We start from the raw sequence: 15,480 nt of genomic DNA, 5'->3' as shown, positions 1-15,480 counted from the left end.
AAAAAACCTGTTTTCTTAAATGAACAGCTGAATGTTGCCAAAGGCTGCATCGCAGTTGAGCAGATCAACCCGCTTCAGCTTAATCTTCAGCTCATCCTCAACCATCTCAAAATGATGGTGAACGGTCGCCGCCAGCAAAAACTGGTCATCCAGCCGCGTCTCAACATAATGAACGGCAGTACGGGTCACGAACTGGCCCGTTTTCTCATCGAACACTTCAATACTTGGGCGGTTCAGAACGTGAGAACAGCGGCTCTTCGGTTTTTGAGAGAAGGTGCGCAGGCCCTTGAGGCGCTCAACACGAAGCTTCCGTAAAAACGCATCCTCATACATAAGGGAGGTCATGTTTTTCGGGTCTTCCTGCTGATAGTCCAGCGGCATCCAGTAGTAGCTGTCCGCAGCCCATAGCTCCAGCCACTCATCAAAGCGGCCTTCATCAATCACACGGGCTTCATGGTAGACAAGGTCGATCAAATCATCACGCGTCGGCAAGGTCACGAGCTTCGGCCTCCATGCTTTCAACGGTAAACTTCTTCCAGGCGTGGAACTGATTGCGCATCTGCCGTTCCGTGGTGCCGTTCTCTACAGCCTCAAGGTCGAGGTCTTCGCCTTCCTCATAAAGGCGCTGCACATTCACCCACTCAAGCTCCTGACAATGCAGGCCTTCCTGCGCGCGCTCATACATCTCCAGATCATCGTGCCCCACAATGGAGGTCGGTGCGTTGATCAAGCGGTTGTACATGGCCGTGCGCTCCAGCAGCATTTCCGGAGCCCCCACAAGGCGGAAGATGTAACTCTCCACCAGCGTTTTGTTGGCAGCTAGCGGAATGAACACACGCAGCTGCTGGATAGGGCCCTTGATCATGATGTTCGGGAAGTAGACCGTGTTATGCCGGTTCTCACCCAAAATGGCCTTGGCCCGCTCTTCGCCATAAGCCTCTTCCATCATCTCCAGATAACCGGGAATAGCGGAGTAATCTGAGTGAATGGAGTGATGCACGCCCGTATGGCCATGCCCATTCGGCCAGGTGCGAATGCCCATGTCCTCAAAAAACTCATAGGGCGACATGAACGGCGCAATCACCTCCATCGCCATAGGCGTTTTGGTGTTCTCGTCCTTCTCAAGGGATTCCCAGATCTCAACGGCAGTACCGGCTGAGCTTTCGTGGGCAACCATCGGGTGGCAGGTGTCCGTCTGGTTATCGACCAGCATCTTCCAGTTACAATTGTGCATGTAACGCAGTGGTGGGCCAGCCACCTCCAGCTTTCCAACCGGAGAGCGGTCAATCATATTGTCCAAAGAGGAAAGGGAGCCGCCGAAGAAGTCTTCGAAACTGATGCCTTCCTGCTTCATGCGCACAAATATAAAGCCGCGGTAGTTCTTCACCGCGCCCACAGGCGGCAGACCGCTTTGTCCAGCCTCGCTCTGCTCAAAGCCGGTGTCTTTGTAGCCCTTCTTCAAAGGGATCGCGAGCAGCTTGCCGTTGGTGCGGAACGACCATGCATGATACGGGCAGCGGAAAAACTTGCCCGTGTTGCCAGCGCGGTCAATGACGATTTTGGTGCCTTTGTGCGGGCAGCGATTGTGCAGCACATACACCTCGCCATCCGTGTGCCGCGCCAACAATATGGGCTGTGCTGCCACTTCAGTTGCGAAGTAATCACCCGCATTCGGCACCTGACTTTCATGCCCCACGTAAACCCAAGTGGAGGCAAACAGATGCTTCATTTCAAGGTCAAAAACTTCATCGTCTATATAAAGGTCTCGATGCACCTCGGCAGGGCGCACAAGATCAGCCACCGCCTGCGGGTTATCTTTGTATTTCATGGTCATAAGCTTCCCTCCCAAAAAGCTTAGAGCGTATTCCCGAAAAGTGGTTCCGGTTTTCGGACAAGAATACGCATGAAAAAAATGAGCCAGAGCCTGATGCGTGAATGCAAATGAACGCGGCAGGTTCTAGCGATCACAGGCCTCGGAGCTAAAATTGCGTCCCTCTAAAGCCTGCGAGAAAAAGGTCTTCTACAAATCCAGCACCAGTCGTTTGGACTTGGCCCGAGAAACGCAAATATGCATCACGTCACCAGCCGCTTTTTCATCATCTGTCAGCACCACGTCGCGATGGTCCGGCTCGCCCTCCAGCACATCCACCTGACAAATCCCGCAATCGCCGCGCTGGCAGTCATAGACAAGGTCAACGCCGCCTTCTTCCAGCACGTCCACGATGGATTTATCCTGCGGCACCCAGAACACTTCGCCTGAGGACTTCACCTCCACCTCAAACCCGTCTCCAGCATCATCACCGGAAGGGGCAGGGCTTGCAAACAGCTCAAAGTGGATCTGCTCTTTGCCAAACCCGGCGCTCAGGGCCTGCTCGCGCACCGCTTCAATCATGCCTTTAGGGCCGCATACATATATGTGGCTGGACGTGTCGAGCGTTGGAATGAGAGCGCCAAGGTCAAGGCAGCGCGCAGGAACATCATCGTGGTGGAGGGTCAAAGCCTCACCGCACAGCTCGGAGAGTTCCTCTTTAAACGCCATGGTCTCGAGCGTGCGGCCAGAATAGTGCAGGGTGTAAGGTTTGCCCGCGCGCTTTAGCGCAGCTGCCATGCTGATGATCGGCGTTACACCAATGCCGCCTGCAATCAGAACAGCGGGTCTGTCGTCCTCAATCAGCGGAAAATCGTTCTTTGGGGCCTCCACCTGAATCGCATCGCCCACCTGCAAAGAGTGCATGAAAGCTGAACCGCCACTTCCGTCTTGCTCCAAAAGTATACCAAGAGTGTATCGTTGATTCTCGTAAGGTAAGTTTTCACCAAAATCGATCAGCGAATATTGGCGTGAGGAGCCATCCTTAAGTTGAACTGCGATATGTGCACCAGCTTCAAATTGTATGAGCGGCCCATTATCTTCGGCTTTTAAATCAAATCTTTTGATTTTCGGGGCGACCGTCCGAACCCCCTCAATAATAAGTGTTTTCATGCTTTTTGGCGTCCTCCCTCAGAGCCAAAACAAGGAGAGTCTCCTCTCGCATAAATGATAAATATAATATGCGATATCATATAAAACGATGTCAATGCATGAATCGGAATTAGTTTCCATTTCATATTTGTGCTTGATTAACGTACGGTATGTGTGCACATTTTTCTCATTCATCCTGTATTCTCTGGGGAGGGAGAACATGAATAAGAAGTTCAAGATATTTGCAGCTGCAACTATTGCCGCGCTCTCCGTCAGCGCATCTGCCATGGCGCAGGAAACCGTATTGCGTATGTCCAGCTGGCTGCCACCGGCACACCCAATCGTAAAAGGCATGATGGTGCCTTGGGCCGCCAAAGTAAAGGAAGTAACAGAGGGACGCGTCTCTGTTCAGATCCTTGACGCACCGCTTGGCCCGCCACCAGCTCACTTCGATCTTGCCGCCAATGGCATTGCAGATCTCACTTACGGCGTGCACGGCTACACACCGGGCCGCTTCAAACTCACACAGATTGCCGAGCTGCCATTCCTCGCAAAAGATGCCACCAGCCTGTCGGTCGCATACTGGCGTCTCTATGAAAGCACGCTGGCTAAAGCCAATGAGCACCGAGGTGCGAAAGTGCTGGGCGTCTTCACCCACGGCCCGGGCTTGCTGTACACCACTGATCGCGCTGTCTCTCCTCTGAGTGAGCTGAAAGGCGCAAAAATCCGCGTGGCGGGCAGCATCACCAACCAGCTCGTGCAAGCCATGAACATGGTCGCCATTCAGGCACCAGCACCGCAATCCTATGAAATCCTGTCAGGCGGCATTGCGGACGGCATCGTGTTCCCGACAGAATCCATCCCGTTCTTCAAGCTGGATGGCCTGCTCAGCAATGGCCTGCGTGTAGACGGCGGCCTGTACAACGTCTCCTTCTTCTTCATCGCCAACAACGCCAAGTTCTCCAGCCTGTCTGAGGCAGACCAGAAGGCCATCGAGGCCATCTCTGGTGAAGCATTCTCCCGCCTTGCTGGCGCGGCCTGGGATGCAGCAGATGCTTGGGGTCTTGAGCAGATGCAGGGCAAAGTGACTATTCACGACGCACCGCAGAAGAGCGCGCTCAGCTGGAAGAGGCCACCCGTCCAATGTTTGACGGTGTTGCCAAATCCTACGGCGAAAAAGGCATCGACTTCGAAGTTGCCATGGACATGCTCCAGAAAGAAGTTGCAGCGGTTGCCTCTGAAAAATGAGTGGGAATCTGGTTGATATAGCAGCGCGCGCCCGGCGAAAACTTCGCTCGGGCGCCTCTGTTCTCTGCGGACTACTGCTTCTGGCGCTGGTCGCTGTAACGGTGATCGACGTAATCGGTCGGTACCTGTTTGCAAGCCCATTGCCCGGAGCGCCGGAGTACACCGAACTGCTGCTCATGGCGGTGATCTTCACCGGTCTGCCTGCGGTCTGTCTGGATGACGGCCATATCACGGTGGACCTGTTCACCTCCAAGTTCAGAGGCGGTCTGGCCTCACTGCAGCTGTTCTTCTCCCGCATCTTTGTCGCCATCGTGCTAGCGGTGGTGGCGTGGGAGTTGTGGAAGCATGGAAACCAGCTGGCGAGCTATCAGGAGGTCACGATCTATCTGCGTGTGCCGCTGGCGCCGTTTTCCAAAGCAGCCGGTGTCATCAGTGCCTTTTGCGCATTCATCACATTTGTGCTGGCAGTTTTGAGAATTCCAAGAGGTGTTGGGGGCGGTTCCTGATGGAATGGTATTTGGGTCTTGCCATCCTGATGGCATTGATTTTTGTGGGCGTGCCGATTGCCTTCGCAATGGCAGCCGTTGGTTTCTTCGGAGTGGCCTCCATTATTGGCCTTCCTCCGGCATTTCACCTTGTCGGGCAGGTCTATTTTGACAGTGGCCGTAGCTACACCTTGTCTGTGGTGCCGCTGTTCCTGCTCATGGGCAATCTCATCGTGCAGTCCGGCATCGCCAGCGACATGTACACGGCAGCGAACGCGTGGCTGCGTCACCGCAAAGGCGGTCTGGCCATGGCGACAATCGTAGCCTGTGGTGGCTTTTCTTCCGTTTGCGGATCATCTTTGGCAACCACCGCGACCATGGCCCGCGTCTCGCTGCCCGCCATGCGCCGCTTCGGCTATTCTGACCGTCTGGCCGCATCCTCGATCGCAGCAGGCGGAACGCTGGGTATTCTGATCCCGCCTTCCGTTATTCTCGTCATCTACGGCATCCTCACACAGCAGAACATCGGTGCGCTGTTCCTGGCGGGCATTCTGCCGGGCCTTGTCGGTGTCATCGGCTACATGCTCGCTGTACGCCTGTCCCTTGTTATGTACAAGGAAGAGCTGGAAGTTCAGAGCAAACTGCCCTTGATGGAGCGTATCATCGCACTGCGCGGTGTCTCTTGGGCGCTGCTGCTATTCATCTGTGTGCTCGGCGGCATCTATCTGGGTGTCTTCACCGCAACCGAAGCGGCTGGCATTGGTGCAGGCGGTGCATTGGTGCTCACGGCAATGCGAGGCAAACTGACGTATCGCGACACGCTCAACACATTGTTTGAGACAGCAAAAACCACCGCAGTGATGTTCTTCATCCTGTTTGGGGCGCTGTACTTCCTCAACTACGTCAACATTTCTGGCCTCACCACCGATCTGCGGGGCTGGGTCAATGCGTTGGGTGTAGGGCCATACGCCATCATCACCATGATCGTGCTGATCTATCTGGTGCTGGGGTGCCTGCTGGAAAGTCTGTCTATGGTGACACTCACCGTGCCGATTCTCTTCCCAATCGTGACAGGGCTTGGGTTTGACCCGATCTGGTTCGGCATCTTCGTCATCATCGTTACGGAAATGAGCTTCATTACGCCTCCAATCGGCATGAATGTCTTCGTTATGCGTTCGGTTGCCCCTGAAGTGCCGGTCGAGAAGATATTTGTCGGTGTAGTTCCGTTTGTAGCTATGGATGTTGTGCGCTTGATCCTGCTAATTGCAGTTCCGGGACTCGCACTTATTATTCCGTACTCAATGTAGCGCGGCGCAAAAACAAAAGAAGAGGTAGGCCGGTGGACGCAGACCTGAAAGAGATCGAAGCTCACGAAAAGGAGCCCGGCTTTGTTGATGGATACCTTCTGTATCTGTTGGCATCTGCAAGCCATCTGGCTTCCGGGCAATTTCATGAAGAACTCCGGGGCGCAGGCATACGCGTCCCGGAATGGCGTGTACTGGCCTGTCTGAGGGACGATGACGGGCAGATGGTCACCCAACTCGCACGCTTTGCCCTGATGGAGCAATCTCACCTGACCAAAACTATTGATCAGATGACGGAGCGCGGACTGGTCACAAGACGCTCTGATGAGGTGGACCGCCGCCGCGTGCGCATCTTCCTGAGTGACAAGGGTAGGGAGCTGGCCAACGGACTGGTGTCACAGGCCAAAGCCCATGAGGATCGACTGGTCCGTCAACTGGGCGCCAGCGACATTGCTCAGATCAAAAGTTTTCTCTCTCATATGGTTGAGACTCTCGAAAACAATGAATGATCACATATTTAAGCTATAATCTACAGGATTGCAGTTGCTATAAATATGTAAATGCATATAATCACTTTCAAGCTTCATGAAACAGATGGAGCTTGTTCAAAAAAGAAAGAGTGCACCTCATGAACGAGATTCTCGGTGATCAAGCTCCCGAAACTGAACAAGACGGACAGCACGCAAAACCGGTAACTGCACCAAGAACTCTGGGCGAGGTCGGGCTCAATCATTTTGCGCCTTATCTGATGAACCGGATTATGGGCAGGTACAATGAGAGTTTGCGTGAAAAACTGACACGATCAGGGTTGTCGGTCGCCAAAATGAGAGCCTTGGCTGTGTTGTCAGTAGTGGACGGACTGATGATCAACGAGCTCTCTGTCTATTCGGTGATCGAGCAATCAACCCTGAGCCGCACGCTGGACGCCATGGAAAAGGAAGGCCTGATCCATCGCAAGGCCAGTGAGCAGGACAACCGCGTGCGCCATATCTTCCTGACGGAAGCTGGACGCGCAGCGTTTGCGCAGATGTGGCCGCATATGCGCGACGAGTACACCGCAATGTTCGAGGGCGTCTCGCAAGCCGAGCATGATGCCTTTTTGATGACACTGCGCAAGGTACTGACAAACATTCGAAAGCACGACTTCTAGGGCGCGGATCTCCTAACAAAGTTCGCGTTCACGGGATCTGTCATGCTTTCACGGGAGGGAGTATGGCAGAAAGATCCTTTGTAAAAGAGGTCGAGAAACTTCGCGCATGCGAGGGTGAGGTTTTCCGCGGTGAAGGCATTCTGGCCATCACCAAAGCATTGCTGGAAAATGGCGTAGGCTATGTGGGCGGCTATCAGGGCTCTCCCATCAGCCACCTCATGGATGTATTGGCCGACGCGCAGGATATTCTGGGTGAGCTGGGCGTGCATTATGAGGCCAGCGCCAGTGAAGCGGCCGCCGCTGCCATGCTGGCCGCCTCAGTTCATTATCCCATCCGCGGCGCAGTCACGTTCAAATCAACCGTAGGCACCAATGTGGCTTCCGATGCTCTGGCGAACCTGTCATCAGGCGGCGTCACCGGTGGCTCGCTTGTGATTGTGGGTGAGGACTACGGCGAAGGCTCCTCCATCATGCAGGAGCGCAGCCACGCCTTTGCCATGAAAAGCCAGATCTGGCTGCTCGATCCACGCCCCAACCTGCCATCCATCGTCAAAGCCGTAGGCGATGGGTTTGAACTCTCAGAAGCTTCAAACACCCCCGTCATGCTTCAGGTCCGCATCCGCAGCTGCCATGTGCATGGAGAGTTCACCACCAAAGACAATGTGCGTCCATCTATGACAGTGGCTGACGCATTGGAAAATCCTCGGCGCGACCTCAATCGCATCGTCTTGCCACCAGCGTCCTTCTTGCATGAGCAGGAGAAGGTGACCAAACGCCTGCCAGCAGCGCTGAACTACATTCAAAAACATAAACTGAATGAACTCTTTGGACCTCAGGACCGTAAGGTCGGCATCGTGCTGCAAGGCGGCATGTACAATGGTGTGATCCGCGCCCTGCAACGCCTTGGTCTGGCAGACATCAACGGCGAAACCCAGATCCCTCTCTACGTCATGAACGTGACTTACCCACTCGTCCCCGCAGAACTCATGGATTTCTGCAGGGGCAAAGATGCGGTGCTTGTGGTGGAAGAGGGCTATCCAGATTATCTGGAACAAGCCATTGGCGCCATGCTGCAAAAAGAGGGCGTCAACACCAAACTGGAAGGCAAAGGCCCATTCCCGGAGGCTGGAGAGTATACAGGTCAGGTGATGCTGGACAGCATCCAGACCTTCCTTGCCACTCATTCAGATGCTCTGCCCGGCAAAGGCCGCGCCCCAAACACACCAGGGCCGCTGCCTGATGTGGAACAGCTGAAAGAAGTCGTTCCCATGCGGCCGCCGGGGTTCTGTGTCGGATGCCCGGAACGCCCAATCTTCGCTGCAACGAAACTGGTGGAAGAGGAACTTGGCCCGCATCACATTGCTTCAGATATCGGCTGCCACCTGTTCTCTATCATGCCGCCCTTTGGCATTGGCTCCACCACCATGGGGTACGGACTTGGTCCAGCCTCAGCCTCAGCCTTCAATACCAATGAAACGGATCGCCGCTCCATTTCCTTCATCGGCGACGGCGGCTTCTGGCACAACGGCCTGACCACCTCCATCGGCAATGCGGTCTTCAATCAGAATGACGGCGTGATCGTCGTCGTCGACAACTACTATTCCGCAGCCACCGGCGGTCAGGATATCTTGTCCTCGCGGGCTAACAACAAGAGCAAATCCACCAAGCACCCAATCACGGAAGCGGTGAAAGGGGTTGGCGTCAAATGGGTTCGTCAGATAGATCGCACCTACGATGTCACTCAGATGCAGTCTGTCCTAAAAGAGGCGCTGACCACGGACGTCAAAGGCCCGAAGGTCATCGTTGCTTCCTCTGAATGCATGCTCAACCGTCAGCGCCGCGAAAAGCCCATCATCAATCAGGCCGTTAAAGAGCAAAAGCGTGTGGTGAAAACCCGTTTCGGCGTCGATGAAGACGTCTGTACCGGTGATCACGCCTGTATGCGCCTGTCCGGTTGCCCGTCCCTGACCGTCAAAGAGTTGGATGACCCACTGCGGGATGATCCGGTCGCCCATATCGACCAGAACTGCGTCGGCTGCGGCAACTGCGGAGAGGTAGCAGATGCCGCCATCCTCTGCCCATCGTTCTATCAGGCCGACACCATCCATAATCCAAGCAAGTCTGAGCGGTTCTTCCGCAAGATACGCGACCGTATCATCAGCGCCCTGCAAAACTGGCGTGAACGCCGCACCCTGATCATTGAGGAGGTAAGCTGATGGAAATCGACACTCAATGGCAGGCCTTAGGCACAGGCGAAGACGCAACCCGCACCATCACCAAGATCGCCATTTTCGCCGTCGGCGGGCAGGGCGGCGGCGTGCTGACGGACTGGATCGTCAATCTGGCTGAAGCCAACGGCTACAAAGCCCAGTCCACCTCCGTCGCAGGGGTCGCCCAGCGCACAGGCGCCACCATCTACTACGTGGAAATGGCACCTGATAACGGCAAGGCACCTGTCTTCTCGCTCAGCCCGTCACAAGGCGATGTCGACATCGTCATCTGCGCAGAACTCATGGAAGCAGGCCGCGCTGTCATCCGTGGTTTCGTGACCGCTGACAAGACAACGCTCATCGCGTCTTCCCATCGCATCCTCGCGGTTTCGGAAAAGATCGTGCCGGGCAAAGGTGAGCAGGACAGCAACACCGTTCTCTCCCGCCTCGGCAGCGCCTCACAAAAGCTGGTCGCCTTTAACATGGAAGACGTCGCCGCAGAAAACGGCAGCGTCATTTCCTCCAGCCTCTTCGGTGCACTCGCGGGCTCCGGCGCACTGCCGTTCCCAAAAAACACTTATGAAGAAACAATCCGCAAAGGTGGTAAGGGCGTCAACGCTAGTTTGGCCTCTTTCAACGCCAGTTTCGATCATGCTCAATCTGCAGGAGCTGCCGGATCGCCTGTTGCCAAGAGACCAGAACAACCACAGCCGGCAACCAAGTTCTCAGCACGCGGACCAGCTCGAAAACTGGCAGCCTGGCAACTGCTCTTATCCCGCATCGAAGCGCTTCCGGAACAGACCTGCGACATGGCTCTGGCCGGTCTGCGCAAGACGGTTGAGTTTCAGGATCTGGAGTACGGCGAAGAGTATCTCAACCACCTCGAAATCGTGCTCGCCAGTGATACCGAAAACGAGAGTTGGGAGCTGACCCGAACAGCAGCCAAGTATATCGCAAATGCTATGTGTTATGACGACACGATCCGGGTCGCCGACATAAAAACGCAAAAAACACGCTTTCAACGCGTTCATCGGGAAGTGGGCCCAGCGGCGGGTAGTCAACTGGAGTTGACTGAATATCTTCACCCCCGGATGGAGGAAATCTGCGGTACGCTGCCAACACGGCTTGGCAGATGGATCGAAGCGCGGCCCGCAGTCTTCAACTGGCTGGACAGGCGCGTCAACAAAGGCCGGCGTATCAGGACCCGTTCCATTCGCGGGTTCTTAAGTCTTTGGCTCATCAGCAGCTTAAAGCCGTGGCGTCGTAGTTTCCTGCGCCATCATATCGAGACGGACCACCTGCAAAGCTGGCGCGATCTTGCGCTCAAAACAGTCCATTCAGACTATCAGCTTGCCGTAGAAATTCTTAAATGCCGTCGTCTCATCAAGGGGTATTCAGATACACATATCCGCGGTCACTCCAAATTTGACCGAGTTTTATCCTCTCTTGCCCTGCTGAAAGGGCGAACAGACGCTTCAGATTGGCTCAGACGGCTTCGGGAAGCCGCGTTGCTGGATGAAAAAGGGGATGCTTTGGAAGGTGCATTGAAGACAGTTCAAACCCTCTGATTGAAATCAGGGGGAAAGAATGACGCATTTGAAATTTTTCCTCCGATTATAATTAATGTATGCATTTGTGTGCCTTAGCGAATTTTGATGATTTTACCGGGTGCACAAAATGCGCATGCAAGAGGCATATTGTCGTCATTTGAAGGAAAGTAAGCGCGCTGGTTTAAAGCATACATCAGCATGCAATACTACGTAGTTTCAATACTACAGATGCCCTAAAGTACCTCTAGGTCAGTGATATACCGTTGTGAAACAGTATGTTGACTGCATATATTAGCGGGGCGTCATATTTAAGTAATATGAAGTCTTCAGTGACGCAAACGGCAATTAATCCGGTTTCCTTGAAAAATACTATTTAATCGAGTGATTTACGTGTCCGCGGCAGATTGTTGCACACTTCATGGTGCTGCGCGCTATTAAACGGAAGTCGTATCTTATATCGCTGCGTTATTATGGCGCGCGTGATGTGTATTTAAACGTATGGTCTTAAAATTTTAACATAAGTATATCAGGTCCCCGTCCTAGAGAGACTGGGAAATTCTCCTAGGGCACATGAGTGGCACATGGGGATATAAAAGAAATGTCAAGCATTAATGCGACCGAAGTCGAAGTCGCCCCTAAAGAAACGGTAAAGTTTACAAAAGAAGATCTTACCTGGTCTTTGTCCATGTTCGGTACTGCAGTAGGTGCCGGCGTTCTGTTTCTTCCAATCCGTGCAGGTCTTGAAGGCTTCTGGCCGCTGATCCTGATCGCAGCTCTCGTAGGTCCAATGACCTACTTCTCTCACCGCGCACTGGCTCGCTTTGTTCTCTCCTCCAAGAACAAAGACGCAGACATCACTGACGTGGTTGAAGAGCACTTCGGTAAAACAGCAGGTCTGCTGATTACCTTCTTCTATTTCTTCGCGATTTACCCAATCGTGTTGATCTACGGTAACGCGATTACCAACACCATCGACAGCTTCATCGTCAACCAGCTCGCAATGCCTGCAATCCCACGCTGGCTCCTGTCTGGTATTCTCGTTGCAATGATGATGGGCGTAATGATCCTAGGCCGTCGCCTGATGCTCGTAGCAACTGAGCTTCTGGTGTACCCACTGGTTCTCATCCTGTTCGGTATGTCCGTTTACCTGATCCCATCCTGGTCTTTTGAAGCAATGAGCTTCGACAACATTCCAGAAGTTGGAACTCTGCTGACAGTGGTGTACCTCACCATTCCAATGCTTATCTTCTCCTTCAACCACAGCCCAGCCGTTTCCTCCATGGCTCTGGCTCAGCGTGAAGCGCATGGTGATAATGCAGTTGCAAAGTCCGACATCATCCTGAAGCGCGCTTCTGTGATGCTCCTTGGCTTCGTTATGTTCTTCGTATTCAGCTGCGTTCTCGCACTGTCTCCTGAACAGCTGATGGAAGCAAAACAGCAGAACCTTCCAGTCCTGTCTTACCTTGCAAACGTGTTTGACAGCCCACTGATCTCCTTCATGGGTCCACTGGTTGCGTTCCTTGCAATCTTCTCTTCCTTCTTCGGCCACTACCTCGGTGCAAAAGAAGGTCTTGCAGGTATTGCGAAAAAAGCTGCTCCAAAGGCTGTTGAAGGCCTCGGCGAAAAGAAATTCAACACTCTCCTCGTTGCATTCTTCTTCTTCTCCGTCTGGGGTGTTGCAATCATCAACCCATCCGTTCTTGGCATGATTGAATCTCTGGGTGCTCCGTTCATCGCAGCAATCCTGTTCCTGATGCCAATGTACGCAATCAAAAAAGTCCCAAGCATGAAGAAGTACGACGGTGCGCTGTCCAACATCTTCATCACCGTAATGGGCGTCATCGCAATCTCCGCGATCGTAAAAGGCCTCTTCTAAGAAGGTCGACCAACAAAATTGAACCGGTGTCTTCGGACACCGGTTTTTCTCTCCCACTGAGGTTCACGTTATGTTCAGCGTTTTTGACATCTTCAAAATCGGTGTAGGTCCATCCAGCTCCCACACAGTCGGGCCTATGAAAGCGGCAAAGCAGTTCATTGATAGTCTGCGTGCTCAGGATAAACTACGTGATGTGACGCGTATTGCAGTCGACATTTATGGTTCACTGTCTTTGACAGGTAAAGGTCACCATACAGACACAGCGATCATTATGGGACTTGGTGGAAACTCTCCCGAAACCGTTGATATTGACAGTATTCCAGAGTTCATCCAGCGCGTAGAACAGACAGGACGCCTTCCGGTTGGCATGCACTGCCACGTGGTTGACTTCCCAAATGATGCAATCACATTCCACCGTCCAGCGCTGGAACTGCACGAAAACGGTATGCGCATTCATGCCTTTGCAGGTGGAGAAAAGATCTTCTCCAAAACCTACTACTCCATCGGCGGTGGCTTCATTGTTGATGAAGAGAATTTCGGCAAGGAAGCAACCAACGAAGTTGCTGTCCCTTACCCATACAAATACGCAGCAGAACTGCTCGATCACTGCCGCCAGAACGGCATGAGCATCTCTGCTCTGGTTCTGGAAAACGAAAAAGCATTCCGCAGTGAAACAGAACTGCGTGAAAGTTTCGGCCGTGTCTGGAACGTCATGCGCGATGGTATCGAGCGTGGCAGCAACACGGAAGGTCTATTGGCAGGCCCTCTGAAGGTACCACGCCGCGCAGCTGCATTACGCCGTCAGCTTACAGCAACAGAGCGCAGCAGCAACGACCCAATGGCAACTGTTGACTGGGTCAACATGTTCGCACTGGCTGTATCTGAAGAAAACGCTGCTGGTGGCCGTGTTGTAACAGCCCCAACCAACGGCGCAGCAGGCATTATTCCTGCGGTTCTCGCGTACTATGACAAGTTTATCGAACGCCTTGAGCCAGAGCACTATACCAAGTTCTTCCTCGCTGCAGGCGCCATTGGAGCGCTGTACAAGACCAACGCCTCCATCTCTGGTGCTGAAGTCGGCTGTCAGGGTGAAGTTGGCGTCGCTTGTTCCATGGCAGCAGCAGGCCTTGCAGAGCTTCTGGGTGCGAGCCCGGCTCAGGTCTGCATTGCAGCTGAAATCGGCATGGAGCACAATCTAGGCCTCACATGTGACCCGGTTCTGGGACAGGTGCAGGTGCCATGTATCGAGCGCAATGCAATTGCTTCTGTTAAAGCGATCAACGCGACCCGCATGGCAATGCGCAGAAACTCAGATCCTTGCGTCTCCCTCGATAAGGTCATCGCGACCATGTACGAAACCGGCAAAGACATGCTAGCCAAGTACCGCGAAACCTCGCAGGGTGGCTTGGCGCTGAAAGTGGTGCCGATTGCAGCCGAATAAACACGGCAATCAAACCTATGAAGAAAGCTGGCCCACGGGTCAGCTTTTTTGCGTCTGAGCCTTCAAATCCCTGAAACATTTAAAACTGCACGAGCACTCGGAACCGGCCACTAACTCCTGTTTGGTACTCCCTAAAGAAAAAAGGGAGAAACCCATGAAATCCTTGTTACTAGGCGCAACGATACTGGGGCTGGCGATGCCGGCAGCTTATGCCCAAGACAAACCTGTCACGGTCGTCAGCTACAATGTCCAAAATCTCTTTGACACGATCGATGACGAGAACAACCCACAAGATGACACCTATCTCTCCAAGGAAGAGAAAGAAGCTCGTGGCAAGGAACATGAGGAAGCTTGCGAAAGCTATAACGAAAAGGGCTCCCACTATTACAAACAGTGCATTGAGCTGAACTGGGGGGAAGAGAGCTATTCAAAAAAGCTGATGACCCTTGGTGAAGTCATCCGCTCGTTCCCGGAAACGCCTGATATTCTCGTTTTACCTGAAACAGAAAACAAACAAGTGTTGGATGATCTGGTCAATAAGGCTCTCTCGGGACTGGATTACAAGTCTGTCGTTCAGTTAGACACTTCCAACAACGAGCATAACCGCGGTATCGACGTCGGCATCATCTCCCGTCTTCCGCTGAAGGGCGAGCCGGAAACCATCACCGTGTTCGGGGAAGGGGATGAGAACACTCATGATTGTAAGCCAACCCGAGACATCGTGAAGGCAGAGTTTGAAATGCCTGACGGTGAAAGCATGTATGTCTTCGGCGTTCACTTCCCATCAGGTGCTGCTTACCAATGTCGCAAAGATGCGATGGAAGTGCTCAACAAAGAGCGCGCAAAGCTTCCTGAAGATGCCAATGTAGTGGCTGCTGGTGACTTCAACTTCAATTGTACGGACGTGCAAAATGGTGAGTTTCAGGCCCTGGCGCGGGAAGGGCACTGGAGTTATCCGCCTGAGATCGTAGGCTGTGCCGCACCTGGCAGTGCGTTCTACTACAGGGACCAGAGCTGGTCATTCCTGGACATGATCCTCGTCTCCAGCGCTTTGCGCCCTGACCAGGACAGCAACAGCACATGGTTTGCAGATTTGGGCAGCTTCCACACAGTCGTTACCCATCCAAGACAGTATGCGCAGGATGCCCGCAATAAGGTGCGTCCAAAGCGTTTTGACGCAGACAATAATCAGGGTGCCAGCGACCACTGGCCAGTCCTCATGCGGTTCCTGAGACGCTTCTGATAGCGTCTCTCAAC

General features: G+C 53.5%; 13 protein-coding genes. 10 read left to right on the top strand and 3 right to left on the bottom strand.

The genetic code is table 11. From position 1 onward, the window contains the following. Positions 1-15 precede the first annotated feature (15 nt). The 3 genes from JCM12308_RS00755 to JCM12308_RS00745 all read right to left on the bottom strand — a co-directional run bounded on the left by JCM12308_RS00755 (position 16) and on the right by JCM12308_RS00745 (position 2,734). On the bottom strand, positions 16-498 hold the full coding sequence (locus tag JCM12308_RS00755) for an aromatic-ring-hydroxylating dioxygenase subunit beta (RefSeq protein ID WP_054782564.1): 483 nt from the start codon (positions 496-498) through the stop codon (positions 16-18). Further along, a complete protein-coding gene (locus tag JCM12308_RS00750; protein ID WP_054782563.1) occupies positions 479-1,834 on the bottom strand; it encodes an aromatic ring-hydroxylating dioxygenase subunit alpha in 1,356 nt (451 codons plus the stop codon). The genes JCM12308_RS00755 and JCM12308_RS00750 overlap by 20 nt, the downstream gene beginning before the upstream one ends. A gap of 186 nt (positions 1,835-2,020) precedes the next feature. Continuing rightward, complete coding sequence (locus tag JCM12308_RS00745; protein WP_244271806.1) at positions 2,021-2,734, bottom strand: PDR/VanB family oxidoreductase; 714 nt, start codon at positions 2,732-2,734, stop codon at positions 2,021-2,023. 445 nt (positions 2,735-3,179) lie between these two features. On the opposite strand from JCM12308_RS00745, the gene JCM12308_RS00740 reads away from it, so the two are divergent. From JCM12308_RS00740 to JCM12308_RS00695, 10 genes are all read left to right on the top strand, one after another. Further along, on the top strand, positions 3,180-4,223 hold the full coding sequence (locus JCM12308_RS00740) for a TRAP transporter substrate-binding protein (RefSeq protein ID WP_244271801.1): 1,044 nt from the start codon (positions 3,180-3,182) through the stop codon (positions 4,221-4,223). Continuing rightward, complete coding sequence (locus JCM12308_RS00735) at positions 4,204-4,713, top strand: TRAP transporter small permease (RefSeq protein WP_054782561.1); 510 nt, start codon at positions 4,204-4,206, stop codon at positions 4,711-4,713. Before JCM12308_RS00740 ends, JCM12308_RS00735 begins: the two co-directional genes overlap by 20 nt. After that, positions 4,713-5,999, top strand: coding sequence for a TRAP transporter large permease (locus JCM12308_RS00730; RefSeq protein ID WP_054782560.1), 1,287 nt, complete (start codon positions 4,713-4,715; stop codon positions 5,997-5,999). The genes JCM12308_RS00735 and JCM12308_RS00730 overlap by 1 nt, the downstream gene beginning before the upstream one ends. A 32-nt stretch (positions 6,000-6,031) precedes the next feature. After that, positions 6,032-6,505 carry a MarR family winged helix-turn-helix transcriptional regulator gene (locus JCM12308_RS00725; protein ID WP_054782559.1) on the top strand — a complete coding sequence of 158 codons (474 nt, stop codon included), beginning with the start codon at positions 6,032-6,034 and terminating at the stop codon, positions 6,503-6,505. Between the two features lie 119 nt (positions 6,506-6,624). Continuing rightward, on the top strand, positions 6,625-7,146 hold the full coding sequence (locus JCM12308_RS00720) for a MarR family winged helix-turn-helix transcriptional regulator (RefSeq protein WP_008546380.1): 522 nt from the start codon (positions 6,625-6,627) through the stop codon (positions 7,144-7,146). Positions 7,147-7,208: 62 nt separating this feature from the next. Continuing rightward, positions 7,209-9,362, top strand: a complete 2,154-nt coding sequence (locus JCM12308_RS00715; RefSeq protein WP_054782558.1) for a thiamine pyrophosphate-dependent enzyme — start codon at positions 7,209-7,211, stop codon at positions 9,360-9,362. Further along, positions 9,362-10,924 carry an indolepyruvate oxidoreductase subunit beta family protein gene (locus tag JCM12308_RS00710; RefSeq protein WP_054782557.1) on the top strand — a complete coding sequence of 521 codons (1,563 nt, stop codon included), beginning with the start codon at positions 9,362-9,364 and terminating at the stop codon, positions 10,922-10,924. Before JCM12308_RS00715 ends, JCM12308_RS00710 begins: the two co-directional genes overlap by 1 nt. 580 nt (positions 10,925-11,504) lie before the next feature. Beyond that, complete coding sequence (locus JCM12308_RS00705) at positions 11,505-12,782, top strand: aromatic amino acid transport family protein (protein ID WP_014285424.1); 1,278 nt, start codon at positions 11,505-11,507, stop codon at positions 12,780-12,782. 70 nt (positions 12,783-12,852) lie between these two features. Continuing rightward, positions 12,853-14,223 (top strand): L-serine ammonia-lyase, encoded by a 1,371-nt coding sequence (locus JCM12308_RS00700; protein WP_014285425.1) that lies wholly within the window; start codon positions 12,853-12,855, stop codon positions 14,221-14,223. A gap of 154 nt (positions 14,224-14,377) precedes the next feature. Beyond that, positions 14,378-15,466 (top strand): endonuclease/exonuclease/phosphatase family protein, encoded by a 1,089-nt coding sequence (locus JCM12308_RS00695; protein WP_054782556.1) that lies wholly within the window; start codon positions 14,378-14,380, stop codon positions 15,464-15,466. The last annotated feature ends 14 nt before the right edge of the window (positions 15,467-15,480 follow it).

Origin of the sequence: Pseudovibrio denitrificans JCM 12308 (assembly GCF_001310815.1) — a bacterium.
Taxonomy (GTDB): domain Bacteria; phylum Pseudomonadota; class Alphaproteobacteria; order Rhizobiales; family Stappiaceae; genus Pseudovibrio; species Pseudovibrio denitrificans.
The sequence above is the reverse complement of the archived record's forward strand: the minus strand, read 5'-3'. Positions and strand labels throughout refer to the sequence as shown.